The sequence below is a fragment of the Pseudarthrobacter sp. alpha12b genome (assembly GCF_054130495.1).
Genome location: NZ_CP196746.1, coordinates 757,154 through 783,643, shown reverse-complemented (window position 1 = coordinate 783,643; position 26,490 = coordinate 757,154). Strand labels below are relative to the sequence as shown.

General features: G+C 67.6%; 18 protein-coding genes. 6 read left to right on the top strand and 12 right to left on the bottom strand.

The features are described 5' to 3' along the window. Together ACTAQI_RS03460 and ACTAQI_RS03455 are read right to left on the bottom strand one after the other, a co-directional pair. On the bottom strand, window positions 1-744 hold the full coding sequence (locus ACTAQI_RS03460) for a DUF5998 family protein (RefSeq protein ID WP_457949583.1): 744 nt from the start codon (window positions 742-744) through the stop codon (window positions 1-3). Window positions 745-785: 41 nt separating this feature from the next. Beyond that, the gene (locus tag ACTAQI_RS03455; protein ID WP_457949581.1) at window positions 786-3,470 is read right to left on the bottom strand and encodes a bifunctional acetate--CoA ligase family protein/GNAT family N-acetyltransferase; all 2,685 of its coding nucleotides are present in this window, start codon (window positions 3,468-3,470) and stop codon (window positions 786-788) included. A gap of 76 nt (window positions 3,471-3,546) precedes the next feature. Here ACTAQI_RS03455 and ACTAQI_RS03450 point away from each other — a divergent pair, with 76 nt between their 5' ends. After that, on the top strand, window positions 3,547-6,066 hold the full coding sequence (locus ACTAQI_RS03450; protein ID WP_457949579.1) for a DNA gyrase/topoisomerase IV subunit A: 2,520 nt from the start codon (window positions 3,547-3,549) through the stop codon (window positions 6,064-6,066). A gap of 36 nt (window positions 6,067-6,102) precedes the next feature. Here ACTAQI_RS03450 and ACTAQI_RS03445 read toward each other — a convergent pair whose 3' ends face one another. Both ACTAQI_RS03445 and ACTAQI_RS03440 read right to left on the bottom strand, forming a co-directional pair. Beyond that, window positions 6,103-6,903, bottom strand: coding sequence for an ABC transporter permease subunit (locus ACTAQI_RS03445; RefSeq protein WP_457949577.1), 801 nt, complete (start codon window positions 6,901-6,903; stop codon window positions 6,103-6,105). Beyond that, the gene (locus ACTAQI_RS03440; protein ID WP_457949575.1) at window positions 6,893-7,861 is read right to left on the bottom strand and encodes an ABC transporter ATP-binding protein; all 969 of its coding nucleotides are present in this window, start codon (window positions 7,859-7,861) and stop codon (window positions 6,893-6,895) included. Before ACTAQI_RS03440 ends, ACTAQI_RS03445 begins: the two co-directional genes overlap by 11 nt. Before the next feature lie 69 nt (window positions 7,862-7,930). Between ACTAQI_RS03440 and ACTAQI_RS03435 the strand changes: the two genes are divergently transcribed. Next, window positions 7,931-8,449, top strand: coding sequence for a DinB family protein (locus tag ACTAQI_RS03435; RefSeq protein ID WP_457949573.1), 519 nt, complete (start codon window positions 7,931-7,933; stop codon window positions 8,447-8,449). 51 nt (window positions 8,450-8,500) lie between these two features. Here ACTAQI_RS03435 and cydD read toward each other — a convergent pair whose 3' ends face one another. From cydD to ACTAQI_RS03420, 3 genes are read right to left on the bottom strand one after another with little or no spacing between them, the layout of a single operon-like run. After that, complete coding sequence (gene cydD / locus ACTAQI_RS03430) at window positions 8,501-11,911, bottom strand: thiol reductant ABC exporter subunit CydD (protein WP_457949572.1); 3,411 nt, start codon at window positions 11,909-11,911, stop codon at window positions 8,501-8,503. 1 nt (window position 11,912) lies between these two features. After that, window positions 11,913-12,962 carry a cytochrome d ubiquinol oxidase subunit II gene (gene cydB, locus ACTAQI_RS03425; RefSeq protein ID WP_457949570.1) on the bottom strand — a complete coding sequence of 350 codons (1,050 nt, stop codon included), beginning with the start codon at window positions 12,960-12,962 and terminating at the stop codon, window positions 11,913-11,915. A gap of 39 nt (window positions 12,963-13,001) precedes the next feature. Next, complete coding sequence (locus ACTAQI_RS03420; protein WP_457949568.1) at window positions 13,002-14,606, bottom strand: cytochrome ubiquinol oxidase subunit I; 1,605 nt, start codon at window positions 14,604-14,606, stop codon at window positions 13,002-13,004. Between the two features lie 264 nt (window positions 14,607-14,870). On the opposite strand from ACTAQI_RS03420, the gene ACTAQI_RS03415 reads away from it, so the two are divergent. Next, window positions 14,871-15,254 carry a BlaI/MecI/CopY family transcriptional regulator gene (locus ACTAQI_RS03415; RefSeq protein WP_457949567.1) on the top strand — a complete coding sequence of 128 codons (384 nt, stop codon included), beginning with the start codon at window positions 14,871-14,873 and terminating at the stop codon, window positions 15,252-15,254. Window positions 15,255-15,260: 6 nt separating this feature from the next. Then, the gene (locus ACTAQI_RS03410; protein ID WP_457949565.1) at window positions 15,261-16,253 is read left to right on the top strand and encodes a M56 family metallopeptidase; all 993 of its coding nucleotides are present in this window, start codon (window positions 15,261-15,263) and stop codon (window positions 16,251-16,253) included. A 46-nt stretch (window positions 16,254-16,299) separates the two neighbouring features. Here the strand turns inward: ACTAQI_RS03410 and ACTAQI_RS03405 are convergent, their stop codons facing one another. After that, window positions 16,300-18,408 (bottom strand): DNA gyrase/topoisomerase IV subunit B, encoded by a 2,109-nt coding sequence (locus ACTAQI_RS03405; protein ID WP_457949564.1) that lies wholly within the window; start codon window positions 18,406-18,408, stop codon window positions 16,300-16,302. A 256-nt stretch (window positions 18,409-18,664) separates the two neighbouring features. Here ACTAQI_RS03405 and ACTAQI_RS03400 point away from each other — a divergent pair, with 256 nt between their 5' ends. Continuing rightward, the gene (locus ACTAQI_RS03400; protein ID WP_306633037.1) at window positions 18,665-18,886 is read left to right on the top strand and encodes a DUF7455 domain-containing protein; all 222 of its coding nucleotides are present in this window, start codon (window positions 18,665-18,667) and stop codon (window positions 18,884-18,886) included. Between the two features lie 181 nt (window positions 18,887-19,067). Here ACTAQI_RS03400 and ACTAQI_RS03395 read toward each other — a convergent pair whose 3' ends face one another. The 4 genes from ACTAQI_RS03395 to ACTAQI_RS03380 form a co-directional block, all read right to left on the bottom strand. Further along, window positions 19,068-20,375, bottom strand: a complete 1,308-nt coding sequence (locus ACTAQI_RS03395; protein ID WP_457949562.1) for an RNA polymerase sigma factor — start codon at window positions 20,373-20,375, stop codon at window positions 19,068-19,070. A 302-nt stretch (window positions 20,376-20,677) separates the two neighbouring features. Continuing rightward, window positions 20,678-22,012 carry a DUF4192 domain-containing protein gene (locus ACTAQI_RS03390; RefSeq protein WP_457949561.1) on the bottom strand — a complete coding sequence of 445 codons (1,335 nt, stop codon included), beginning with the start codon at window positions 22,010-22,012 and terminating at the stop codon, window positions 20,678-20,680. Window positions 22,013-22,136: 124 nt separating this feature from the next. Further along, a complete protein-coding gene (locus ACTAQI_RS03385) occupies window positions 22,137-23,483 on the bottom strand; it encodes an MFS transporter (protein WP_457949560.1) in 1,347 nt (448 codons plus the stop codon). Window positions 23,484-23,534: 51 nt separating this feature from the next. After that, window positions 23,535-24,473, bottom strand: coding sequence for a proteasome assembly chaperone family protein (locus ACTAQI_RS03380; protein WP_457949558.1), 939 nt, complete (start codon window positions 24,471-24,473; stop codon window positions 23,535-23,537). A gap of 256 nt (window positions 24,474-24,729) precedes the next feature. On the opposite strand from ACTAQI_RS03380, the gene ACTAQI_RS03375 reads away from it, so the two are divergent. After that, entirely contained in the window at window positions 24,730-26,253 is a 1,524-nt protein-coding gene (locus tag ACTAQI_RS03375) for a leucyl aminopeptidase (RefSeq protein ID WP_457949556.1), read from the top strand. Window positions 26,254-26,490: the final 237 nt, after the last annotated feature.

Here is a 26,490-nt window from a genome sequence, read left to right as displayed (position 1 = left end):
TCAGCGCTGCTGGTGCCCGCGGCTGAGCCGGTTGCCAAACACGCCGGCACGCGGCCGCGGCGCCATGGACTGGGCGTGGGACACCGCAGCGGCGGAACCGGTGTTGACCGCGCGCAGCGCCCGGGCAAACAATTTGGCGTCCTGCACGGCCTGGAGCCCGTCCGCCTCGGCGCTGATCCGGAGCACAATGTCCTCCTGCGCGATGGTTCCGGTGTAGCCGTGGTCGGCTTCGCACTGCGGATCACCGCAGCTGGCCGGTCCCATGTCCAGCCGCTGGCCCCCGGACCAGGCAATGGACAACGTGAGCTCCCGGACCGGGTCCGACGGCTTGTAGTTCTGCGGCTGTGCGTACATGTAGCTGAGGACCACCGAGCGGATCTGGGCCACGGGAACGGACTCAGTGGAGATCTGGGCCACGATCTGCTCGCCGGCCTCGTCCAGCTGCTGGTCGTCCACATGGGTGATCACCAACATGTCCGCGGTCAGGACCAGGACGGTGATGTGGCGGCGCACCTCCGCCCGGTCGAAGTGGGTCTCCAGGTGCACCAGGTGGGCCACGCAGTCCCTGCCGTCCAGGGCATCGTCGACGACGTCCGAAACCAGGCGCGGGTAGAACCCCGCCTTCTGCAGCGCGTCCTCCAGGCTCTGGCCCTGGGCTCCGTGGCTGTGTGAGCTGTGCTGGCGGACTGCCTGGTTTTCATTGCCGGGCGTTTCGGGCGCCGACGCGGGAGGCTGGAAGCTCATGCCCCCATTTTCACAGATCGCCCCGTCACTTGCTAACCGCGTCAGCCCCGCATGGCCCTGCGGGCGCTGTCCGTGCGCTGCGCGGCGTTGCCGATGCGGACGTCGGCGGCGAGGATAGTGGCCCCTGCAGTGCCGCACAGGACAGGGTTGAATTCCACCAGCGCGATCTCCGGGTGGTTGTCCTTCATCCAGGCCAGCCTGCCGGCGAGGTCCTCCAAAGCCTGCACGTCAGCTGCGGGAAGTCCCTGGTAGCCGAAGAGCTTCCGGGACGCCCGGGGGGCCCGGACGAAGTCGTGCACATCCGCGTCGGAAAGCGGGGGAACCCGGTGGGACCAATCGTCCAGGAGGTTGACGGCGTCACCGGCGAGGCCGAACGAGATGACCGGACCCAGCAGTGGGTCCTCGATGGCGCGGAAGGTGCAGGCCTGCCCCACCGGCGCCATGGCCTGGACTTCGAGCGCCGGGTCCCCATAGGCGGCGAGCGCGCGCCGCATCTGCAGCACGTTCAGGCGCAGCGACTCGGCGTCCTCGATGCCAAGGCGAACCCCGCCCAGGTCCAGCCGGTGCCGGAGGGCAGGATCGGTGGTCTTCAGCACCACGGGCCAGCCCAGTGAGTCGGCCGCTGAGACTGCCTCATCCGGGGTGGTAAACGCCGCCGAGGGCAGGACGGAGATTCCGTAATGTCCCAGCAGGGAAGCCGTTGCTGCCGGGTCGAGCTGCTTGAGCTGCTCGCCCGTGACGTGCCGCAGCAGTTCATCGAGCTCAGCCGCCGCCTGCCGGGGGTCGCATCCGGCGGGTTCGACGAAGTGCCCCTGGTCGCGGGCAGCCCATTCCGCGTACCGGACCACCGCGGCGAGGGCGGCCACGGCGGCGCCAGGATTTGAGAAGCAGGGGACGGTGCAGCCGTCCGTTCCCACCAGGCCCTCCACGTTGATGGCGGGGTCCAGGATGCCGGTGAAGGCTGCCACCACCGGCTTCCCCGCGCTCGCGGAGCATTCCGCAAGAACCTGTGCGACGGCGTCAACGGTCAGCCCGCGGGCGGGAAGCAGTGCGGCGACGGCGGCGTGCACGGCATCCGAGGCCAGGGCGTCCATGAGGGCCTTCCGCAGTGCGGGCAGCGCCACCGACTGGCCGGTATCGAGGTCGAGTCCGGAAACCACCTGCGCCACTCCCAGCCCGTGGGCGGCGGCGCTGTCCGCCACCACATTGCCCAGCGCCTGGGAGTTGCTGAAGATGGCGACATCGGCTCCGGCAGGGAGCGGCTGGCCAGACACCACCTGGGCCACATCCACCAGCTCTTCCACCGTTTCCACGCGGATCACGCCGGACTGGCGCAGCATGGCATCCAGCGCCCCCGCCGGCGCCTGCGTGGTCCGGACGGCATGCCCGGGTGGCAGGCGGAGCCCCATGGTGTCCGATTTGGCCACGATGACCGGTTTGGTGCGGGCCAGCCGGCGTGCGATGCGGGAGAACTTGCGCGGGTTGCCGATCGACTCCAGGTACAGGCCCACGGCGGAGGTATCGGCGTCATCCTCCCAGTACTGCATCATGTCGTTGCCGGAAACGTCCGCCCGGTTGCCCGCCGAGAGCAGGGTGGACAGCCCGAGCCGGCGCCGGCTGGAGGCGGCGTAAAGCGAGACGCCGATCGCCGCGGACTGGCTGAACAGGCCCAGGCTGCCGCGCCGCGGCATGGTGGGTGCCATGGAAGCATTCAGCGACACGTCCGGGTGGGTGTTGGCGACGCCCAGCGATGCCGGCCCGATCACCCGCATCCCGTTGGCCCGGGCCTGGCGCACCAGGGCACGCTGCCGCAGCAGGCCGCGTTCGCCGTCGTCCGCGAAGCCTGCGGAGGCGATCACCACGCCCTTGACTCCCGACGCCGCGCACTCTTCCACCACGCCGGCAACCTCCTCGTACGGCACGGCGATGATGGCCAGCTGGACGGGCTCGGGGACCTCGGAGAGCTTGCCGTAAGACATCATGCCCGCCAGCTCCAGCGCCTCCGGGTTGATGGCGTACACCGGGCCGTGGAAACCGCCCTCGATGATGTGCTCCAGCAGCTGGTACCCCACGGTCCCCCATTTGCGGCTGGCACCGATCACGGCAACGGACGACGGCGCCAGCAGCTCCCGGACGCTCCTCGCCTCCGCGCGGTGCTCGCGGGATTCCATCACGGCACGTGATTTTTCGGTGGGGTCGACGTTGAATTCGAGGCTGACGACGCCGTCGTCGAAATGGCGCTTGACGTCGTAGCCGGCGTCGGAGAAGACCATCAGCATCTTGCGGTTTTCCGGCAGGACCTCGGCGGTGAACTTCCTGATGCCGTTCTCGTGGGCGGCGGCGGCAAGGTGCTCCAGCAGGATGGAACCGATTCCCCTGCCCTGGTGGGCGTCGGCTATGTTGAAGGCGACCTCCGCCTCGGTGGGATCGGTGAGCCGGTCGTAGCGGCCGATGCCGATGATTTCGCCGTGGATGGTGATGACGAATGCCACCCGGTCCTTGTAGTCCACCTCGGTGAAGCGCTTGAGCTCCTTGGCGGACAGCCTGGCTTTGAACGCGAAGAAGCGCATGTAGATTGAATTCTGCGACTGCCCGGTATGGAAGGCCTGGACGGCGTCCGCGTCCGACGGGTGGATGGGCCGCAGATGCGCTGTCCCGCCGTCACGCAGGACGACATCGGCTTCCCAATGTTCCGGATATTCGCCGTCCCCGGGCTGATCCACCATAGGCTTAGCCTAGCCAAAAACTATCGCAGCACACCCCAATGCTGCGCAGTAACCGCAGAAGGATTCACCACACCCCATGGCCCGCCGGCAAAGTTCAAAACCCATCGTGGACGACAACTACACGGAAAACATCGTCGATATCGACGTGACGTCCGAAATGCAGGGCTCCTTCCTGGAGTACGCGTACTCGGTGATCTACTCCCGGGCCCTTCCCGACGCACGTGATGGGCTCAAGCCGGTACAGCGCCGCATCCTGTACATGATGAGCGACATGGGACTGCGCCCGGACCGCGGCCACGTCAAGAGCGCCCGCGTGGTGGGCGAGGTTATGGGAAAGCTGCACCCGCACGGTGACGCCGCCATCTACGACGCCATGGTGCGCATGGCGCAGGACTTCTCGCTGCGGCTGCCGCTCATCGACGGGCACGGCAACTTCGGCTCGCTCGACGACGGCCCGGCAGCACCGCGATACACCGAGGCCCGGCTGGCTCCGGCCGCCCTCACGCTCACCAACCACCTCGATGAAGACGTGGTGGACTTCGTTCCCAACTACGACAACCAGCTGACCCAGCCTGATGTCCTGCCCGCCGCCTTCCCCAACCTGCTGGTCAACGGCGCCACCGGCATCGCCGTCGGCATGGCCACCAACATGGCCCCGCACAACCTGGTGGAGGTCATTTCCGCGGCCCGGCACCTGATTGCCAACCCGGATGCCACGCTGGATGACATCATGCGGTTCGTGCCCGGCCCGGACCTGCCCAGCGGCGGCCGGATCGTGGGCCTGGACGGCATCCGCGACGCCTACGCCACCGGCCGTGGGTCCTTCAGGACCCGCGCCAAGGTGGAGATCGAACAGCTGTCCGCTCGCCGCACCGGCCTGGTGGTCACTGAGCTGCCGTACATGGTGGGCCCGGAGAAGGTGATCGAGAAGATCAAGGATGCGGTCAACGCCAAGAAGCTGACGGGCATCAGCGACATCGTGGACCTGACGGACCGCAAGCACGGGCTGCGGCTGGTCATTGAGCTCAAGAACGGCTTCAACCCCAACGCGGTCCTGCAGCAGCTCTACCGGTACACGCCGATGGAGGACTCCTTCGGCATCAACAACGTCACCCTGGTGGACGGCCAGCCCCAGACGCTGGGCCTGGTGGACCTATTGAGCGTCTACGTCAACCACCGCATCAACGTGGTCCGACGCCGGACCGCCTTCCGGTTGGGGAAGAAGAAGGACCGCCTGCACCTGGTGGAGGGCCTCCTCATCGCCATCGTGGACATCGACGAGGTCATCCAGATCATCCGGTCCTCCGACGAGGCCGCCGCTGCCCGCGAGCGGCTGATGTCCATCTACGACCTCACCGAGATCCAGGCCAATTACATCCTGGAACTGCGCCTGCGCCAGCTCACCAAGTACTCCCGCATCGAACTGGAGAAGGAACAGGACGAGCTCCGCCGCGAGATCGCGGAACTGCAGGCCATCCTGGACTCCGAGGAACTGCTCCGCACCGTGGTGTCCGACGAGCTCGGCGCCATTGCCGAGGAACACGGCACACCGCGCCGCACCGTGCTGCTGGAGTCAGAGGCCGTCTCCCCCACCGTCGCGGCGGCCGGGCTTGCCGGGGCCAACGGCAAGAAGGGCAAGGCCGCGCCCCTGTCCCTGGAGATCGCCGACGACCCCTGCTGGGCCATCCTCACCGCGTCCGGGCAGGTGGCCCGCACCAGCAACCAGGAGCCGCTGGCTGAGGCAGGGCCCCGGAGCAGGCACGACGTGTACACATCGGTGGTCAAGACCTCGGCCCGCGGCGAAATCGCCGCCGTCACCTCGCTGGGCCGCATGCTCCGGCTGCAGGTCATGGACATGCCGGTCCTGCCGCCGGTGAATGGGCTGCCCAACCTGGCCGGCGGCGTTCCGGCCAGGGAGTTCCTCACCCTGGTGAAGGGGGAAACCCTGGTGGCGTTCGTGCGGCTTGATGAGGTCCTGGCCATCGGCACGGCCCAGGGCGTAGTGAAACGCGTCCAGCCGGACTACCCGCTGAACCGGGAAGACTGGGAGGTCATCAGCCTCAAGGACAAGGACGTAGTGGTGGGTGTGGCTCCTGCCGGTGCCGACGACGCCGAACTGGTGTTCCTCACCCGGGAAGCCCAGCTGCTGAAGTTCCCCGCGGCCGTGGTCCGTCCCCAGGGACGCACCGCCGGCGGCATGGCCGGGATCAAACTCGCCGCGGGTGACCAGGTGATCTTCTTCGGCGCCGTCCAGCCCAACGACGAATCCGCCGTCGTGGTCACCATCGCCGGAACCAACGGCGCCCTCCCCGGGACCGCGCCGGGGACGGCCAAGGTCACGGCGTTCTCGGAGTATCCGGCCAAGGGGCGCGCCACTGCCGGGGTCCGGTCGCACCGATTCCTCAAGGGCGAGGACATGTTGCTGCTGGCCTGGGCAGGGCACGGGCCGGCGAAGGCTTCCTCCGCGGGCGGAGTGGCGCGGTCGCTGCCGCAGGAGCACGGCCGCCGCGACGGCTCGGGTGTCCCGCTCTCCCAGGCCGTGGACGTGGTCGGGCCGGCCATGGCGTGGACGGACGGCCCCTCCGCCGCAGAATAGCCCGGTGCCAGGAGTGGCTGACACAATGCCTGGCCCCTAGCCTGCCACGTCCCTGCGCCTGAAGCCGGCGACGGCGAGCGCCACCAGCACCGCGATGGTGGCTGCGGACACCAGCACGCTGTCCCACGCGGTGCCGTTCCTCAACGGGTCGTGGCCGATGTACTGAAAGAAGGGCGACACCTTCTGGATCCGGTCAAAGACGTCCACCAGGGGCGCCAGGGCGTTGATGATATAGGCCAGGACCGCCAGTACGGCGGGGATGCCGCGGCTGAGCCCGGTCCTGCCGGTCGCCGCTGACAGCGCCAGGGCAAGGGAGCCGAAAACGACGCCCAGAAGTGCAAGGTGCAGCATGGCCGCGGCCACCTTGTCCGCGGGCAGGACAAGGTCCACCAGGCTGCCTTCAAGCACCAGCGACGCGCCCATCACCGCGGCCAGCACGAAGGTGCCCGCCGCCATGGCGAGGAACTTGTCCACCACCACCCTGCCGCGGCCCACGGGGTTGGAGAGCAGCAGGTCCATGGTGTGCCGGTCCTCTTCCCCGCCAATGGCTCCCGCACCTGCGCTGACAGCGTAGATCAGCACCGCTATGGGGCCCATGAAGGACAGCAGCTCCACCTGGATGTAGCCGGTGGGAGTGGACATATCAGCGCTGGAGGTAGCGAACAGGGACCGGAACGCCTCCGGCATTTGGTCGATGAAATCGCTGATTGAGGGCTGGGACTGGATCGACGGCCAGATCGCTGCATACGTCGCCACGATGAGGGCCAGGGAGACGGCCCATGCCAGCAGCGTCCTGCCCTGGTCCCGGAGCGTCTTCAGCAGGACGCTAGCCAGCATGGCGCGCCGCCGTTCCCGCCGCACTGCGGGAACCGCCGCCGGCATGGTCCATCCCGTAGTAGCCCAGGAACGTCTCCTCCAGCGGGGCCTCGGAGCATTCGAAGTCCTCCACTTCCCGCGCGCTGACCAGTTTCAACAGGGCGTCCAGGGCGGACTGCGGGGCGTTGCAGCTCAGCGCACGGCCGTCCACCAGCAGGTCGCGGACCCCGGGGACGCCCGCGAACTCGGCCGCGGTCACCTCCGCGGCAAAGCGGGCACGCACCCGGTGCAGGGAGCGGGCGGCCAGGTCCTGCAGCCGCTCCACCGCCACCAGTTTGCCCCCTCGAACCACCCCGATCCGGTCCGCAACGCGCTCCACCTCACCCAGGACGTGGGAGGAAAACAGTGCCGAGCCGCCGTCGGCTGTGTGTTCACGCAGGATGGAATGGAAGACCTGCTGCACCAGCGGGTCGATTCCGCTGGTCGGTTCGTCCAGCACCAGCAGCCGCGGCCGGGACATTACCGCCAGGACGACGGCGAGCTTCTGGCGGTTGCCGCGCGACAGTGTACGGGCCGGGCGGCCCAGGTCCAGTTCCAGCCGGGTCGCCACCTCTGCCGCCCGCTGACTGTCGTCGCGGTGGCGCAGGTGGGCGCAGTAGGCCACGTGCTGGTGGCCTGTGAGGCGGTCGTAAAGCGCCGGCTCGCCGGGCACATAGCCCACCACCCGGTGGACTTCCCGGGATTGCCGCCAGGCATCCAGCCCCAGTACGGATGCTGTGCCGGACGTGGGCCGCAGCATCCCCATCAGGAGCCGGATGGTGGTGGTTTTGCCTGCCCCGTTCGGGCCCAGGTATCCGAACACCTCGCCCGGTCCGATGGTGAGGGTCACGTCGTCGAGCGCGATGTTCCGGCCGAACCGCTTTGTCAGGCCGGCCAGCCGCACCATGCTTTCCGCGCCCGTGGGCGCTTCCGGGCTCATGCGGCCACGCTAGCGGGGACGCCCGCGGCGGCCCAGAGTCTTTTGGCCCGCACCGCTTAGACTGCTCCCATGCCTATCGTTCCTGATGTAAAGGACTGGACCTGGGTCCTGTCCCGCCCCTGCCCGGAATGCAATTTCCATGCCGCCACCGCCACCCCGGCAACGGTTCCCGGAAGCATCGAAAGCATGATTCCCCGGTGGCTGGCCGTCCTCCGCAGGCCGGATGCGGCGGAGCGGCCCAACGGGCAGACGTGGTCCGCGCTGGAGTACGCGTGCCATGTGCGGGACGTCTTCACCCTTTTCAACCAGCGGCTGAACCTGATGCTCGTGGAGGACGGCGCCCGCTTTGCGGACTGGGACCAGGACCGGACAGCCATGGAGAAGGACTACGCCAACGCCGACCCCTCCGTGGTGGGCCCGGAACTGGCGGCGGAAGGACATGAGGCCGCCGAGGCCTTCGCCGGTGTCCCCGAAGAGGGCTGGGGACGCAAGGGACTGCGCAGCAACGGCTCGGAGTTCACCGTCCTGACGCTTTCCCAGTATTTCCTGCACGACGTGGTCCATCACCTCCACGACGTCGACGGCTGACCGCATTCCCGGCCCCTCCAGCGCCTGGCGGCGAGGCGCAGCAAAGGCGGCTTAGCGGGAAGGTGCCAGGGATCCCAGGGGCTGTCCGGCGGATGCCGAAAGATCCAGCCGGGCATCGCCGGCGTGGATGTCAGCGGGGTTGTGCGTCACGAGCACCACGGTGCGCTCCCGCAGACCGGTGCGCAGGTCCGCCAGCATGGCGGCAGCGGATCCGGCGTCGAGGTGCGCGGTGGGCTCATCCAGCAGGATCACGTCCGCCCCGGTCAGCAGGGTCCGCGCCACGGCCAGGCGCTGGCGCTCGCCGCCGCTCAGGAAGGCACCGCCGGGACCGATCCGGGTGTCGAGCCCGGCCGGCAGCCGGCCCACCAGCGCGGAAAGTCCGACGGCGGCGAGGACCGCATCCAGCTCAAGGTCAGCGGGCCCCGGTGCGCCGTTCGCGGACGGCCGTCCCAGCAGCAGGTTTCCCCGGATGGTGGAATCGAACAGGTGGGCCTCCTGGGGGCACCACGCTGCCCGGCCCGTGACCTGCACCTGGCCGGACGCCGGCGGCAGGAAGCCAAGCAGCACCGAGAGCAGTGTGGATTTGCCCGAACCGGACGGTCCGGTGACCGCCAGCCAGCGGCCGGGACCTGCCACCGCATCCACACCCGAAAAGACCGGCGAGCCGCCCGGCCACGCCGCGGCCAGGTCCACCAGCTCAACGCCCGGCGAACCGCCGGCCCGGCCGGGAACAGGCTGCAGGCCGTCGCTGGCGTCGCCGCCGCCGTCAAGGGCTCCGGACTCCCCCACCCGGCGCATGACGGAACGCAGCGCGGGGAACTGCCGCACCGCCGTCGTCATTGCTGCGTAGGGTTCCACCAACGCGAGCAGCAGAAGGACCACCACGGCCGCCGTTGCCGGGGCTACCTGGGCCGCCAGGACGCCTGGGCCCGCCAGCCATGCGGCCGCAAGTGCGGCCGTGCCGCAGGCAGCGGTGGCCACGGCATGCCCCAGCCCGTCCGCCCAGGCGGAGCGCTGCGATGCACGGGTGGCCTCCCGGTCCTCCGCCAGCAGCGCGTCCAGCACGCGGGGCGCGACCCCGTTTGCGTGCAGTTCGGCACGGGCATCCAGGGCAGCGGTAACGCGGCGGAGCACGCCGGAGCGCAGCGACTGCTCGGCGGCGGCGGACTTGCGGTCGCCCCACAGGGCGGCGGCGGGCGCCAGCACCATGCCGCTGATGGCTGCGCCGACCACGGCTGGCAGGGCGGCCGGCACCAGGACGCCGGTGGCCGCCACGGCCAGGACGGACACCGCAAGCGCCGTGACGGGAGGCAGGACCACGCGCGGCAGGAGGTCGCGGACGGTATCGACGTCGTCGATCACCGTGCCCAGCACGTTGCCGCCCTGCAGGAGCCGGCGCAGTGACAGCGCCCTGCGGCTCAGGGACTCCCAGAGCCGGCCGCGGAGGCGGGTGAGTGCGGCGAACACGGCATCATGGAGCAGCAGCCGCTCCCAGTAGCGGAACACGGCCCGGCCGATGCCGAAGAACCGGACGCCGACGATGGCGGTCAGGAGGTACAGGATGGGCGGCTGTTCGCTGGCGCGGATGATGAGCCAGCCGGAAAGGCCGGAAAGCGCGACGGCGAAGACGGCCGCCAGCGTGCCGACGAAGGCGGCGGCCGCGAACTTGCCCCGGACCGGTGCCAGCAGTGCGGCCAGAAGGCGGGCAGCTCCAGGGGCAGCCTGTACGGGCCCGGCGATACCGGCATTGTTGTTGCTGACAGCGCCCAGGGCGGCATCTGCTGTGGCAGGGCTTTCTGTGGAGGCAGCGGGCAGGAACGTGGCAGCGCCGCCGTCCGGGTGCGCTGCCGTGGTGCCCTGGGCTGCCGGCGCCACCGGCACCAGCACGTCTGCAAGCTGCCGGGTGCGCTGGTTGTGGGCCACCAGGATCACGGTGACCTGGCCGCGGAGCCGGCGGATGGCCTCCTCGACGATGACCGCCGAGGCGTCGTCCAGGTGTGCGGTGGGCTCGTCGAGCAGCAGGAGGGTAGCGCCGGCGTCGATCCTGGCAAGCCCGCGGGCCAGCGCCACGCGGCGCAGCTCACCCGGGCTCAGCTCCGCCTGGTGCTTTGACGCCAGGTGCCCGGCGCCGGCGCGTTCCAGGCAGCCGCGCGCAGCCTCTTCTGCGGTGAACCTGTCCGGGCCGTGGCCGGGGTCCGGGGAGAGGTACAGCAGCACCTCGTCCAGGACCGTGCCGGCCACCATGACGGGGTGCTGCGGCACCCATGCCACGGCGCGGCGGTCCAGGCCGCTGACGGATCCGCTAATCCTGGTCCCGTCCCCGTCGCCGATGGTTCCGGCAAGCACCCCGAGGATGGTGCTCTTGCCGGCACCGCTGGGGCCGTCCAGCGCGGTGATCCGGTCCTGCGGTGCGGTGAACGTGAGGGGGCCGACGGCGGCTTCGGACCGTCCGGCGTAGGTCACGGTGAGTGCGGTGGCCTCGAGCGGAGCGCCCGGCCTGCCGGCCTTGGCCGCCGGGAGGGGCATTGCCTCGGGGGCCCCGGTCACGGCCGCTGTTTCCGCGAGCGCCACCCTGCCGTCGTCGCTGGCGTGGTGGGCGGTGCCGAGTTCCCGCAGCGGGAGATAGCAGTCCGGTGCCAGGAGGAGCGCCAGCAGGCCGGCTTCCAGCGGCATGTCGCCGTGGACCAGTCGGACGCCGATGAAGACGGCCACCACGGCCACCGAGATGGTGGCGATGAGTTCCAGGGCAAGGGCGGACAGGAACGCGGTCCGCAGGGTGCCCATGGTGCGGGAGCGGTATTCCTCCGAGATTTCCTCCAGGGCTTTGCGCTGGGCCGTGGCGCGTCCCAGCCCCACCAGGACCGGCAGGCCCTTGGCGAGCTCCAGCATGTGGGCTGACAGCCGTGCCAGCGAGGCCTGGGCCTGGCGCACGTTGTCCTCGGTGTACCGGCCGATCAGCACCATGAACACCGGGATCAGCGGCACCGTCAGCACGATGACCAGCGCACTGACCCAGTCCGCAAAGAGGATCCGGGCCCCCAGCAGCAACGGAACGGCGGCGCAGTTGACCAGCGCGGGAAGGAACTGGGTGTAGTAGCTGTCCAGGGCGTCCAGGCCACGGGTCGCAAGGACCGCCAGGCCGCCGTCGCCGGGGCCGGAGCCGCGCACGCCCGTGCGCAGGGCCCGCTCCAGCAGCTCGGCGCGAAGCTCCTCCTTGACGCCCAGTGCAGCGCGGCGGGCAGCCACAGCCTGACCCCACACGGTAAGGGACCGGAGGACGACGCCGGCGAGTCCGGCCGCGATCTGGTGCGCCCAGGCCGGGTTCCCGGCAACGAGTCCCGCCAGGACGGAGGCCATCGCCTGGCCGATCAGGACCAGGGACAGCGCCTTGAGCGCGGCAAGGACCCCCAGCCAATAGATTGCCGAACGTGTGGCGGGACCGGCAGGAAAGCTTGGCCGCATGTCAGCCCTTGGTGGTGAATGCCTTGGCGGCCACCGCAGGAAGGAAGCTGTGGGCCTCCGGGATATGTGCAGCGCTGACACGGCGGCGGAACACCCAGTAGGTCCAGGCCTGGTACGCGATCACCAGGGGAAGGCCGAAGGCCGCCACGATGCTCATCAGCCCCAGGGTGTAGTCCGAGGACGAGGCATTGGAGATGGTGAGGTCAAAGGCGCTGTCCAGCGTAGAGGGCAGCACCACAGGGAACACGGCCCCGAAGATAGCTGTTGTGCCCAGCACCAGGAACGCTCCCAGGGCCAGGAAGGCCCTGCCTTCGAAACCCTTCCGGGCCAGCAGCCAGGCGGTAACGGCAGCCCCGACGGCCAGGACGACGGCGGCCCAGGTCCAGGGCTTGCCTTCCATGAACTGGATGGTGAGGGCCCAAGCGGCGATGGGGAGGAGCAGGACCGGCAGGAGCCGCACGAACCAGTTGCGCGCCCGGTGCCGGACCTCGCCGTCGGTCTTGAGGGCCAGGAACGCCAAGGCGTGAAGCAGCGAGAAACCGACCACTGCCAGGCCGCCCAACAGCGCGTACCCGCTGAACCAGGCCATGGGACCGCCTTCGCGGTCACCGTTGGCGTTCAGTGGAAGGCCGGTGGTGGTGAGGGCCAGCGCAGCCCCTACGCCGAAGGCGGCGAAGAAGGACCCCAGGGCGATGGCCCAGTCCCAACGGTTGCGCCAGCTGTCCGTATCCACCTTGCCGCGGTATTCGAACGCCACGGCTCGGAAGATCAGGGCCAGCAGGACCACCAGCAGGGGCAGGTAGAGCGCGGAGAACAGCGATGCGTACCAGAGCGGGAAGGCGGCAAAGGTGGCGCCACCGGCAGTCAGGAGCCAGACTTCATTGCCGTCCCAGACGGGTCCGATGGTGTTCAGCAGCACGCGGCGCTCCGTGTTGTTGCGCGCGAAGAGCTTCATCAGCATGCCGACGCCCAGGTCGAAGCCCTCCAGGAAGAGGTAGCCCGTCCACAGCACCGCGATGGCGATGAACCAAATGGTGGGAAGCAGTTCCATTGTTTGTTTCCTCTGCTCGGTCTTTGGAGCCGGATGCGGTTAGTAGGCGAAGGCCAGAACGTCGTCGGCCGGTTTGCTGTCCCCGTTGCCGCCGGGTCGGGGTGTTTCATCCTCGTTCTCGTCCGCCGGGGCATGGCCCAGTTCCGGCATCGCGGAGACCACGCCGCCGCGGATGTATGTGACCAGCAGTTTGACTTCCACCACCAGCAGGACGGCGTACACGGCGGTCAGTGCCACCAGCGAGGTGATCAGTTCCCCGGCGGAGACACCCGGTGATACAGCGGCGGCTGTGAACATGAACACCTGGTCGATGCCGCTGGGATCCGGGTTGGGCGCCACGACGAACGGCTGGCGGCCCATCTCGGTGAAAATCCAGCCGGCGGCGTTGGCGCCGAAGGGGGCCAGGATGCCGAAGACTGCCAGCCGCATGAGCCACCGCGCCTCCGGCACCGTCCCCTTGCGGGTGAGCCAGAGGGCCACCAATGCTGCCAGGGCGGCGAGTCCGCCAAAGCCGATCATCATCCGGAATCCCCAGTAGGTAACCTCCATGACGGGCACGTACTGGATTTCCTGGCCGGCGCGGTCGCCGTAGATGGGGTTGTCCGGCAGGTGGGTTCCGTAGTTGTCCTTGTACTCGGGCAGCAGGCTGTTGACGCCCTTGACCTCGGTGGTGAAATCGCCCTTGGCCAGGAAGGACAGGATGCCCGGAACTTCGATCACGGCCACCACGTCGTCGCAGTTCTTGGATCCCACGTTGCCGATGCTCAGGACCGAGAAGCCCGTGCCGTCGTGGCACGCCGCCTCCGCCGCGGCCATCTTCATGGGCTGCTGCTGGAACATCAGTTTGCCCTGCAGGTCGCCGGTGACGGCGGTGCCGGCGAACGAGATCATGGCCACCACCGCGCCGATGCGCAGGGACCGGATCCACACGCTGTGGTCGGTACGGTCGCGGCCCGGGATCCGGGCGTCCTCACCAGGGATAACCCGGCCGTCGGCACCCACGGTGTCCACGCCGTCGTGCCGTCTCCGCCACAGGTGGTACCAGGCGATGCCCAGGAGGAAGCCGCCGGCGACGGCGAGCGCGCCGAACAGGGTGTGCGGGACGGCCACGAGCGCGGTGTTGTTGGTGAAAACGGCCCAGGCGTCGGTCATGACGGGCCGGCCGTTAATCATTTCCACCCCCACCGGGTGCTGCATCCAGCTGTTAGCCACGATGATGAAGTAAGCAGAAAGCGCCGATCCGATGACCGCCACCCAGAGGCAGGCAAGGTGGATGGCGGGCTTGAGCTGCTTCCAGCCGAAGATCCACAGTCCCAGGAAGGTGGACTCGACAAAGAAGGCGAGGAGGGCCTCGAGGGCCAATGGTGCACCGAAGACGTCACCCACGAAGCGGCTGTACTCGCTCCAGGCCATCCCGAACTGGAACTCCTGCACGATGCCCGTGGCAACGCCCATGATGAAGTTGATGAGGAACAGCTTTCCCCAGAACTTTGTCATGCGCAGGTACTCGGGCTTGCCGGTGCGGTACCAGGCGGTCTGGATGACGGCCACCACCAGGCCCAGGCCGATGGTCAGCGGCACCATCATGAAGTGGTAGACCGTGGTGATGCCGAATTGCCAGCGTGCGATTTCCAAGGCGTCCATGGCAGTCCCTACTGTTAGCCAAATGCAGTTTTCTACGCTCCGTAGAACTCTAACTTCTACAAAGTGTAGAACATCGTCGACGGCCGACGAAAACCAGTCCCCCCTCCCCTAGGATCGCCCACCGGGGCCCGGCGCGCCAGATGTTCTACCCGATGTAGAAGGTTCGGCGGTTTCGGGGTAAATTTAGTTCTGTAGTTGAACAACCGCGTGACGTCACCGGGCGCGTCAAGAGCGCACGGTGCGGGGACATAAAGGAAAAGTGAAATGGCTAGTCTTGGTGAACTGGAACGGGCAGTGATGGACCTGCTCTGGGCGGGCCAGGAAGCGGCTACGGCCAATACCCTGAGGGATCAGTTGGCGCGCACGTCGACCGCACAGGGCGGACCGGGCCACGAAGGCAAGGAACTGGCTGTAACTACGGTGCTTACCGTACTTTCCCGCCTGGAGAAGAAAGGGCTGGTTGAACGCGAACGCGGAACCCGCCCCCACCGGTACCAGGCAGTGTCCAGCCGCGCAGACCACACCGCCGAACTCATGCATGAGGTCCTCGGCTCAGCCCCTGACCGCGAGGCCGTCCTGGCCCGCTTCATCGGGTCCGTCTCCGAGGGTGAAGCCGAGACACTGCGCAAACTGCTGGGCCATCTCTAGCACACCATGTTCTGGGCCTCATACCTGCTGGCGGTCCTTGCGATAATCCTGGCCTGGCCGGTGCCGATCCTCCTGTCACGGGCACAATGGCCGGCCAGGTCGCCATTCACGGCAATGCTGCTATGGCAGGCAATCGCGCTCGCCGGTGGACTGTCAATGATCGGCGCAATGCTGGTCTACGGCCTGGAACCTGTCGGTGACAACCTGATCGCGGGGCTGCGCGCCCTTGCGGGCATGGTGATTTTCAACGCCCCCACCACAGCACTCGGGTTCTGGCATATCTTTGCGCTGTCCGCAGCAGCCCTGCTCACGGCCCACCTGGTCTTCACGCTGCTGCTGACCTACTACAAAATCCAGCGGCAGCGGCGCCGGCACCGCGAACTCCTCGCCCTTCTGGCCTCGCCATCCGGCCAGGACGCCGGAACGCTCGTCATCAGCCACGACTCCCCTGTTGCCTACTGCCTTCCCGGCGGCGCCCGCTCGGTGACAGTGCTGTCCGACGGCCTGATGGCAGCCCTTGAACCGGCCGAACTGCGTGCCGTCCTGATTCACGAGAACGCCCACCTGAGCCAGCGGCACCACCTCCTGCTCTGGGCCTTCGCTGCCTGGCGGCAGGCCCTCCCGTGGCTGCCCACCACGCGGCTCGCCCAGGAGTCGGTGAACTCGCTGATCGAGATGCTGGCCGATGACGTCGCCCTCCGGACCGAGAGCAAAGCAACCCTCATCAAGGCCATCGCGATCGTGGCCAGCGGCTCGGCGGGCACCGCGGGCGCCGGCGATATCCGCCCCTCCTCGCCCACGCTGGCCCTGTCCGGGCTTGAGGCAGCATCGGGCGGCCCTGGCTCGGACGCGGTCCGGACCGCAGCCTCCCGGGTCAGCCGCCTCCTGACACCGCAGCCCCCGCTTCCTGCCGCCGTCCGCAGTGCCGTCACAGCCGGCTGTGTCCTGCTGCTTGCACTGCCCACTGCACTGCTTGTGGTTCCCGGGCTGCTCGGCTGAAGCCGGCTGCAGGCAGGCGCCAGCCAAGGGCCGGCGCCTGCGGCAATCAGGCGTCGATGCGCTCACGGTCCAGGCTGGACGCGCCGGCGATGATGAAATCCTTGCGCGGGGACACGTCCGAGCCCATCAGCAGGTCGAAGATCTCCTCTGCCTGCTGCGCGTTTTCGATCCCCACCTTTCGCAGGGTGCGGTGCCTCGGGTCCATGGTGGTTTCGGCCAGCTGCTCGGCGTCCATCTCTCCCAGGCCCTTGTACCGCTGGATCGGTTCCTTGTAGCGCTTGCCTTCCTTGGCCAGGCGGGCCAGCAGCACGTGGAGCTCGGCCTCGGAGTAGGTGTAGATCATCTCGTTGGCCTTCTGGCCGGCGTTGATGACCTCCACCCTGTGCAGCGGCGGGACCGCGGCGAACACCCTGCCTTCGAGGATCATGGGCCGCATGTAGCGGAAGAAAAGGGTCAGCAGCAGGGTCCGGATGTGGGCGCCGTCCACATCGGCGTCGGTCATGAGAATCACCTTGCCGTAGCGCGCGGCGCTGATGTCGAAGCTGCGGCCGGAGCCTGCACCCACCACCTGGATGAGGGCTGCACACTCGGCGTTGGAGAGCATGTCCCCCACCGACGCCTTCTGGACGTTGAGGATCTTGCCGCGAATGGGCAGCAGGGCCTGGAAGTCCGAAGAGCGGGCCAGCTTGGCAGTGCCCAGCGCGGAGTCGCCTTCCACGATGAACAGTTCGGAACGTCCGACGTCGTCCGTCCGGCAGTCGGCGAGCTTGGTGGGCATGGAGGAGGTTTCCAGCGCGTTCTTGCGCCGTTGGGTTTCCTTGTGCACGCGGGCCGAGATGCGGGACTTCATCTCGTTGACGATCTTTTCCAGCAGCAGCGCAGACTGGGCCTTGTCGTTGCGGTTGCTGGAGGACAGCTTGGCGGAGATTTCGCGTTCCACCACCTTGGCCACAATGGCGCGGACGGCGCTGGTACCCAGGATTTCCTTGGTCTGGCCTTCAAACTGTGGTTCTGCGAGCCGGACGGTCAGCACTGCCGTCAGCCCGGCGAAGATGTCGTCCTTTTCGATCTTGTCGTTGCCGGCCTTGAGCTTGCGGGCGTTGGCCTCCACCGCCTTGCGGAAGGTTTTGATCAGCGCCTGTTCGAACCCGGACTGATGTGTGCCGCCCTTTGGGGTGGCGATGATGTTCACGAAGGTCCGCACGGTGCTGTCGTAGCCGATCCCCCAGCGGAGCGCCACGTCCACCTCGCAGTCACGCTCAACCTCGGCCAGCTGGCTGTGCCCCCGCTCGTCCAGGACCGGGACCGTCTCCTTGAACTTCCCTGCTCCATGCAGCCGCCAGACGTCGGTGACGGCAGGGTCCGCGGCCAGGAACTCGGCGAACTCGGAAATGCCGCCGTCGTGGTGGAAGACCTCCTCATGGGGGCCCGCTTCGCCCGGGGTCCCGGGGACCTTGCGCTCGTCCCGCACCGTGAGCTTAAGGCCGGGCACCAGGAAGGAGGTCTGGCGTGCACGGGCAACGAGGTCCTCATAGGAGAACTTGGCATCGGGGGTGAAGATCTGCCGGTCCGCCCAGTAGCGGATCCTGGTGCCGGTGACGCCGCGCTTGGCCTTGCCTACCACGTCCAGGACGGAATCGTTGACGAACGGCGTGAACGGCGCTGCCGGGTCCAGCCGGGAACCGGTGTCCTTGAAGCGGCCCGGTTCACCGCGGCGGAAGGACATCCTGTACGTCTTGCCGCCCCGGTCCACTTCGACGTCCAGCCGCGAAGACAGGGCGTTGACCACTGATGCCCCCACGCCATGGAGGCCTCCGGAGGCCGTGTAGGAGCCGCCACCGAACTTGCCGCCGGCGTGCAGCTTGGTAAACACCACCTCGACGCCGGTGAGTCCCGTCTTCGGCTCCTTGTCGATGGGAATACCGCGGCCGTCGTCGTGGATTTCCACTGAGTTGTCCGCGTGCAGGATGATGCGGATATCGTGACCGAACCCGGCCAGGGCCTCGTCCACGGAGTTGTCGATGATTTCCCAGAGGCAGTGCATAAGGCCACGCGAGTCGGTTGAACCGATGTACATGCCCGGGCGCTTGCGGACGGCTTCCAGGCCCTCCAGGACGGAGAGGTGCCGGGCGGTGTACTCAGAGTTTGGTGCCACTGGTGATGAACTCCTTCAGGGACGTCGACGCGGCTCTGGGACCGCACCTTCTAGGGTAGTCCGCGGCAGCGGTGACAGCCGTCTGCCACACCCGGGGGCGGGTGTGCGGCGCGCCACCAGCCGTGGTGACGGGCGGAACTGGGCAGTTCTTGACCGAACCTTGCGGATACGCGCACAGCGAACTTGCCCCATCCTTGCGATGGTTTGGATACGAATGCTGGTTATATAGATGTACTGATCTACTAAGGAGGCCGACATGACAACAGCAGTGGCAGACCGCACACTAAACGCACTCGACCGGTGCGACCGTTGCGGAGCTCAGGCATATGTCCGGGTTGTACTCGAGTCCTCCGGCGGTGAGCTGTTGTTCTGCGGCCACCACGCCCGTGCAGTCGAGTCAACGCTCAAGCCGTTGAGCTCCGACTGGCACGACGAGACGGGAAAGCTTCATGAGAAAGCTGCCGTGGAAATTGACTAAATGAGGCATCGGTAACAACGAACCCTGCGGGACCCTTCCAAACGGAAGGGTCCCGCAGGCGTTTAACGGCACAGAGACGGACGCTGCCGGCAGCAGCTGGAAACAAAGCAGGGGCCGCCCCGAACCACCTGTTCAGTGGGTTCGGGACGGCCCCTGTTTCGTTGTTCGCCGTCCGGAGGACTTAGTCCAGGTAGTCCCGCAGCACCTGCGACCTGGACGGGTGGCGGAGCTTGGACATGGTCTTCGATTCGATCTGGCGGATCCGCTCGCGGGTGACGCCGTAGACCTTCCCGATTTCGTCTAAAGTCTTCGGCTGTCCGTCAGTCAGGCCAAACCGCATGGCAACCACGCCGGCCTCACGTTCGGAGAGGGTATCCAGCACGGAGTGCAGCTGTTCCTGCAGGAGGGTGAAGCTCACAGCGTCAGCCGGGACAACGGCCTCCGAGTCCTCGATCAGGTCGCCGAACTCGGAATCGCCGTCCTCGCCAAGGGGGGTGTGCAGCGAAATCGGTTCGCGGCCGTACTTCTGGACCTCGACGACCTTTTCCGGGGTCATGTCCAGTTCCAGCGCCAATTCCTCGGGCGTGGGTTCGCGGCCCAGGTCCTGCAGCATCTGGCGCTGGACACGTGCCAACTTGTTGATGACCTCGACCATGTGCACCGGAATACGGATGGTGCGGGCCTGGTCGGCCATGGCGCGGGTGATGGCCTGGCGAATCCACCAGGTGGCGTAGGTGGAGAACTTGAAGCCCTTGGTGTAGTCGAACTTCTCCACGGCGCGGATCAGGCCCAGGTTGCCTTCCTGGATCAGGTCCAGGAACAGCATGCCGCGGCCGGTGTAGCGCTTGGCCAGCGAGACCACCAGGCGGAGGTTTGCCTCCAGCAGGTGGTTCTTGGCGCGCTTGCCGTCGTGGATGATGAATTCGAGTTCACGCTTGTACTTCGGATCCATGGACCCGTCGTCAGCGGCGATCTTCTCCTCGGCAAACAGCCCGGCTTCAATCCGCAGCGCAAGGTCCACTTCCTGCTCCGCGTTGAGCAGTGCCACCTTACCGATCTGCTTCAGGTAGTCCTTGACGGGGTCAGCCGTGGCGCCGGCAGACATGACCTGCTGCACGGGGGCGTCATCGTCATCTGCATCGGAGTAGACAAAGCCCTTGCCGCTGCCGGCGGCAGCCTTGCCGGGCTCGGTGTCGTCAACTGCCTCCGCGCCTTCGATGACGATGTCGTCGAGGTCTTCCTCGACTTCTTCGACCTCGTCCGGGTCAGCGTCATCGGCGGACTTTCCCGCGGCCGCTGCTGCAGCCTTGGCGCCGGGCTTGGGCCCACGCTTTTTGGGCTCGCGCTTGCCATCCGCTGCAGCCTCGCCGGCCGAAGCCTTGTTGGCTGCCCGCGTGGCTGCCCGCTTGGCATTGGTCGCGGCCTGCTTCTCCTCAGGGGACAAGACATCCTGGGCGGCGGAATCCTTCTTCGTGGAAGACGGGGTCACAGAAAACCTTTCTAGCGGTGGTCTGTGGAATCACCATACGGGCAACACCACTATGACCCTGTCAAGTCCGTGATGAAAACCAAGCGCCACCACGGCCGACAGAGTCACTTAAGACAACTCCCGGAGCGGCTGTAATGTTCCCTTGCGGGGACGGTTACAAGCACTCGATACACGGACCCAACCGGGTCTCGGCATCCATTGTCTCATGATTTGCCGGAATCCGGCCTCCCTTGCCCCCATCCGTTCCCGCCGACTCGTCAATGCAAGTCCCTGCCACACCGGTCCCCGGGCCTGCCCTCCAGTCACAGCGCCTCTTTCTCCCCCGCTCTTTCCCCTGGCGGTTCCTCCCGGAACTTATGCCAGGCCGCATCCTTCCGTGCGGCCCAGCCGCAGAGTGTCCCCATGCCCACGAGATCCAGCAAAAGTTCCGCGAGCCGGTAGCCGGGCTCAAGCTTGAGGGCCTGACTCAGATAAACAGCCGAGTAGGAGCCGCGCCCCCGGCACCACGAAACCCAGCCCTGGAGCGTCAGCGCAGCGGCTGCCGCACGCCCGCCCATTGCAGCCAATTGCCCGAGAATCCGGTCCAGTGCGTCCAGGCCCTCCCAATCGGGAACGTCCGGCGCCACGCCCATGAGGACCTCGCCGTACCCGGCAGGAACGGAGCCGGAAGCGCCTCCGGCACCGCGCGCCCGGCGCAGCTTCCGGGTGCGGCGCGCCGCCATTCCCGCCGCATCTGCCGCCGGGCCTTCCCTCCGTGGTTGCCGGCCCGGGAATTCGGCGGGAGGCAACAGCGGCAGCGCCACCACAGGGGCGTCGCCGTCGTCGTCCCCGTCCTGCAGGACGCCGAACTGTTCGGCGCCGGCCTCCGCAATGCCCCTGCCGGCCGCTGCCATCACCAGCACGGCGTCGCGCCAGGTGGGACAGAGCAGTGTGGCCCGGAGGAAGGCGTCGCGGTCAACATCCGGCATCCACGGCCCGGCCTGGGACCGGTCCAGCAGCATCTCCCAGAAGTCGAGCACGGCATTGAACTGCGCCCTGGATCCGGACCGGCCGCCGAGTTCCTCCTCCCAGCCGGCCTGGGCCTCGAGGACGGCCGCCAGGTGCATGGCGGGGACCGTCGATGCAGGCCTGCTTCCTGTCTCTGGAGCCGGGCCAACACTGCTGCCCCTGTAGACCATTTCAGTGTTCAGCGTGCTGTCCCGTATCTGCTGCACGGGGCGCCCCGGAAGAGGGCAGCACGAAGTATCGACGCACAGGGCGTCGCGCCAGTATTCCTCCCCCACGAACCAGGCATCGCGGACGGGCATCCCGGCCTGGGCCAGGGCCGACTGCACCACGGAGACCAGAAGGTCGTAGGCGGACGGCGGAACCATGCCGGCGTCGCTGGTGAAGACTGCCAGCAAAGCGCCGTCAGCTTCCTGGTCTGCCTCCAGGTACCGGCGGACGGCACGGGCGAACCCCGCCGGGTCTGCCTGCGTTTCCGGCCCGGGGAGGTCGAGCCGCAGCGTAGCACCGAGCCTGGTGCCGTGCAGCGTCATGGCCACCAGGCTGGAGGCCGGCCAGTACCCCAGGGAGTGCGGGATGAAACCAAGGATGTCTTCCGGCCCGCGGACCGTTAATCGTTCTGAAGCTGTCATGGCTCCAGCATTCGCCGCCGGCAGCGCGGCGGGCAGTCCCCGGTTCGGCTGCGTGGGTAAACGGGGCGGTGGAGGAACAGTGCAGGAAGAGCCGGGGCGGAAGAGCAGTGAAGGGCGGACAGGCTCAGTCGTCGCTGGGCGCCGTCTGGCGGCGGCGCGCCAGGCTTTCCCGGCGCTGGCGGGCCAGAGCGCTCCGCAGGGGCGGCACCACAATGCCCTGCTCGGCCATCTGCCGCCGCACCTTCCGCCGTGAGGCCAGGATCGCGGCGGCACCGAAGGCCAGGAGCAGGAACTGGACGCTCAATGCCAGCCGGAAGGGGGCCAGGCCGTACAGCGCCCCCTGCGAGAACCCGGAGGCGTAGAGCACGTCGAGCACCAGGCCAATAAGGAAGATGGACACCAGGGCGGCGATGAAGCCGCCGACGTTGACGATCCCGGTGGCAGTGCCGATCCGGTGTGCGGGGTTGAAGGTCCGGGCGAAGTCGAAGCCGATCATCGAACCCGGGCCGCCGATTGCGAGCACCACCACAAGGCCCGCCAGTAGCCACAGCGGAGCGCGGCCGGGCAGGAGCAGCACGGCTGCCCAGGCTGCGGCGGTGCCGCCGGCGATCAGCAGCACCATGGTGGAACGGCGCAGCGGGTGCCGCGAAACGAAGCGCCCAATGAAGGGGCCCACCGCCATGGCGGCAGCGACGTACAGCGCCATCAGTGCGGCGACGGTGCCGGCGTCCAGGCCCTGGCCGGAGATCAGGAAAGGGTAGCCCCAGGTCATGGCAAACACGGTGCCGCTGAACTGGATGGTGAAGTGGCTCCACATGCCCAGCCGGGTGCCGGGCTGGCGCCATGCCCGGGCCAGCGACGCCCCGGTGGCCCTGAGCCCCTGGCGGGCATGCGGCCGCTCGGTGCCCGGCGGAGCATCCTGCAGGAGCAGGACGACAAGGACGACGGCGAGTGCGGACATTCCGGCGAGCATCAGGAAGGCCGTGGTCCAGCCGGACAGGTGCAGGACCAGGGCGAAGGGCAGGACACTGAACAGCTGACCCAACTGGCCGGACATGCCGGTCAGCTGGGTGACCAGGGGCACCCGGGCGGGCGCGAACCACAAAGGGATGAGCCGGATCACCGAGATAAAGGTCATCGCGTCGCCGGCGCCCACCAGGACGCGGCCCAGGACTCCCCCCGGGATGGTGTCGGCGAAGGCCAGCTGCAGCTGGCCGAGTCCCATCAGGACTGCACCGCCGGCGATCATGGCCCGCGATCCGAACCTGTCCACCAGCAGGCCCACGGGGATTTGGAGACCGGCATAGACCAGCAGCTGCAGGACAGTGAAGAAGGAGATGGCGGACGCGGTGGCGTGGAACCGCTCCGTCGCCTCGAGTCCCACCACGCCGAACGAGGTCCGCTGCGCCACGGCCACCAGGTACCCGAAAATTCCAATGGTCCAGATAAGCCAGGCGCGGGGTGCAGTCACCACTTCATTATGCCCGGCCCGGGCGCGCACCCCGGAAGCCGTGACGCCCCGCTACTGACCCGGGTTTTCCCTTGCCAGGTAGGCCTCCACAGCGGCACCGAGATCGTCGGCGTCCGGCAGTTCGTCATTCTCATTGGCAAGGAGCGACCGGCGCACGATGCCGTCCGCCTTTTCGTCGTACCGGGTTTCCAGGCGGGACACCACCTGCTGGACTTCCTCGGACGCCTCGATCTGTTCGGAGATCTGGCGTCCCACCTCGCGGCCCGATTCGCGGAGCCGGTCGGTGGGCAGCATGAGGGACGTCGCGGCACCCAGGTATTCCAGGCCGGCGACGGCGGCTGTGGGATACTCCGCTTCAGCCAGGTAGTGCGGGACGTGGATGACGTACCCGGCAACGTTGCGTCCGGCCTCCACGAGGCGCAGTTCCAGGATGTGCCCAACAGCGGCGGGAACTTCAACGGTGGGCTTCCACACGGAGATACCCTCTATGAGCTCGGGCCGGTTTCCGTGCACCGTCACGCCCACGGGCCGGGTATGCGGCACGGGCATGGGAATGGAGTGGATCCAGGTGACCAGGTTGACGTCCAGCTTCTCCACGATGTTCACCACGGCGCGGGCAAACCGTTCCCACTGCAGGTCCGGTTCGAAGCCGGCCAGCAGGAGGAAGGGCTTCCCCAGTCCGTCCACCAGGCGGTAGAGGGCCAGCCGGGGCTCCTGGTAGTCCTGGATGTGGTCTTCGACGAAGCTCAGGTGCGGCCGGCGGGACCTGTAGTCAATCAACTGGTCCGCATCGAACACCGCAACGGGCTGGGCATCGAGGGTGTCCAGCAGTTCGGTGTTGATCTGCTTCACCACGTGGCCGGCGTCGGCAAAACCGGTGAAACCCATGACCAGGTTCAGCCCCTGGAGTTCGGGGCTGTGGAACAGCTCGATGTTGCTGGCATAGAGCGCGTCGGGGTCCAGCAGGGAGCCGGAAATCCGTTCAAGCACGGCATGTTCCTTTCAGGGTGCGGGTGGACATCATTCATAACGCGGCAGGAGCATGAGGCATTCCGCGGCGCGGTGTGGCGCACCTCTCAGGAAATTCTCCCGCGGCGCCGGGGAAGGGCTACGATCGGAACTGGCCTGCCAGGCGGGCTTCCACGCACCCGGGCACCGGTCCAGAACGGCCGGATCCGGGCCACCATGGCAGAGCGCCCAACATGCATCCCTGCCCGAACGCTTCGAGAATCGAGGACTCATCCCTGTGGTCAAGAATACTGAAATCAACCTTAGTACCGTCTCGCGGGACCTTAAGAAGAACCCCAGCGATGCAGTGGTCATCGGTGTGGGGCAGGGAACCGACGGACCTGTCCTGCTGGACAACCCGCTGACGGCGAAGTCGGCCGAGGCGCTCGCGGACTCCCTCAAGGCACTCGGAGTAACCGGCGCCGCCGACCAGCTGGTCCGACTGCCGGGCCTGCCCGAAACCGGGGCCGGCATCCTGGTCCTCGCCGGCGTCGGCAAAGTGGCTGCCGGCGCTGCACCCGCTGGCGAGGCCCTCCGCCGGGCCGCTGGCTCGGCCGTCCGGCAGCTGGCAGGCCTGGCGACGGTAACCCTGGCATTCCCCACCGCCACCGTGCAGGACGTCACGGCTGTCGCCGAGGGTGCCGCACTGGGCGCCTACTCCTTCACCGAGTTCCGGTCCTCCACGGACGGGCTCAAGGATCCTGTCCGCAATGCCGTCATTTTTACCGAACTGGCAGCAAACGGGGACCTGGATGCCGCACTGAAGCGTTCCGGCCTGGTGGCGAAGGCCGTCAACGCCACCAGGTCCCTGGTCAACACCCCGCCGAGCCACCTCTACCCGGAATCCTTCGCAGAGGCGGCCAAGGAACTCGCCAAGGGCCTGCCCGTCAAGGTCACCGTCTGGGACGAGAAGCGCCTTGAAAAGGAAGGCTTCGGCGGCATCATGGGCGTGGGCAAGGGCTCCACACGGCAGCCCCGCCTGGTCAAGGTGGAGTACGCCCCCGCCAAGGCGACCGCCAAGATCGCCCTCGTCGGCAAGGGCATCACGTTCGACACCGGCGGGATCTCCCTCAAGCCGGCCCTGAACATGGGTGACATGAAGAGCGACATGGCAGGTGCCGCCGTCGTCCTTAACACTGTCCTGGCCCTCGCAGGCCTGGGCCTGCCGGTGAAGGCGACCGCCTGGCTCTGCATCGCGGAGAACATGCCCGGCGGCGGCGCCTCACGCCCCGCGGACGTCCTGACCATGTTCGGCGGCAAGACGGTGGAAGTCCTTAACACCGACGCCGAAGGCCGGCTGGTCATGGCCGACGGCATCGTCGCCGCAAGCCGTGAATACCCCGACGCCATCATCGACGTCGCCACCCTCACCGGCGCGCAGCTGATCGCACTGGGCAACCGCACCGCAGGAATCATGGGATCGGACAGCGTCACGGGTCCGCTCAAGGCAGCGGCTGACCGTGCCGGCGAGCTGGTGTGGCCCATGCCCCTGCCGGAGGAACTGCGCCCCACCCTGGACTCCCAGGTGGCGGACCTGGCCAACATCGGCGAACGGCACGGCGGCATGATGACCGCCGCCGTGTTCCTGCGCGAGTTCGTGGGTAAGGACAAAGCGGGCGAACAGATCCCCTGGGCGCACATCGATATTGCGGGACCGTCCTTCAACAACGGCAGCCCTTACGGCTACACGCACAAGCAGGGCACCGGATGCACCGTCCGTACCCTGGTTGCCTACGTGGAGGACATCCTGGCCGCAGCCTAAGCAACGGCTGCACGAAGGCTGCAGCCCTGGTGCCACGCGGCTTTGCGGTGCAGGTGATCCCTGTGCCACAGAGCCGCGTGACACTGGACACAAGCGCTCCACAAACGCAGTGCCAAGGTGGAGCATGGATAGGTGGTTCGCTAAGGTGAACCACGGTAGTCACAAATGCAAGAGAGTTGCCCTGCTGACATAATCACGGCAGTGCAAGTTCCAAGACCAGATGATGCGCGCTGATCG

Excerpts from the sequence above, each read along its gene's own strand:
- ACTAQI_RS03455 (WP_457949581.1), bottom strand. The coding sequence starts at position 3,470 with ATGGTGGATCAGCCCGGGGACGGCGAATATCCGGAACATTGGGAAGCC.
- cydD (WP_457949572.1), bottom strand. The coding sequence starts at position 11,911 with ATGCGGCCAAGCTTTCCTGCCGGTCCCGCCACACGTTCGGCAATCTAT.
- cydB (WP_457949570.1), bottom strand. The coding sequence starts at position 12,962 with ATGGAACTGCTTCCCACCATTTGGTTCATCGCCATCGCGGTGCTGTGG.
- ACTAQI_RS03390 (WP_457949561.1), bottom strand. The coding sequence starts at position 22,012 with ATGACAGCTTCAGAACGATTAACGGTCCGCGGGCCGGAAGACATCCTT.
- ACTAQI_RS03435 (WP_457949573.1), top strand. The coding sequence starts at position 7,931 with ATGCCTATCGTTCCTGATGTAAAGGACTGGACCTGGGTCCTGTCCCGC.
- ACTAQI_RS03450 (WP_457949579.1), top strand. The coding sequence starts at position 3,547 with ATGGCCCGCCGGCAAAGTTCAAAACCCATCGTGGACGACAACTACACG.
- ACTAQI_RS03400 (WP_306633037.1), top strand. The coding sequence starts at position 18,665 with ATGACAACAGCAGTGGCAGACCGCACACTAAACGCACTCGACCGGTGC.
- ACTAQI_RS03440 (WP_457949575.1), bottom strand. The coding sequence starts at position 7,861 with ATGAGCCCGGAAGCGCCCACGGGCGCGGAAAGCATGGTGCGGCTGGCC.
- ACTAQI_RS03420 (WP_457949568.1), bottom strand. The coding sequence starts at position 14,606 with ATGGACGCCTTGGAAATCGCACGCTGGCAATTCGGCATCACCACGGTC.
- ACTAQI_RS03460 (WP_457949583.1), bottom strand. The coding sequence starts at position 744 with ATGAGCTTCCAGCCTCCCGCGTCGGCGCCCGAAACGCCCGGCAATGAA.
- ACTAQI_RS03410 (WP_457949565.1), top strand. The coding sequence starts at position 15,261 with ATGTTCTGGGCCTCATACCTGCTGGCGGTCCTTGCGATAATCCTGGCC.
- ACTAQI_RS03415 (WP_457949567.1), top strand. The coding sequence starts at position 14,871 with ATGGCTAGTCTTGGTGAACTGGAACGGGCAGTGATGGACCTGCTCTGG.
- ACTAQI_RS03445 (WP_457949577.1), bottom strand. The coding sequence starts at position 6,903 with ATGCTGGCTAGCGTCCTGCTGAAGACGCTCCGGGACCAGGGCAGGACG.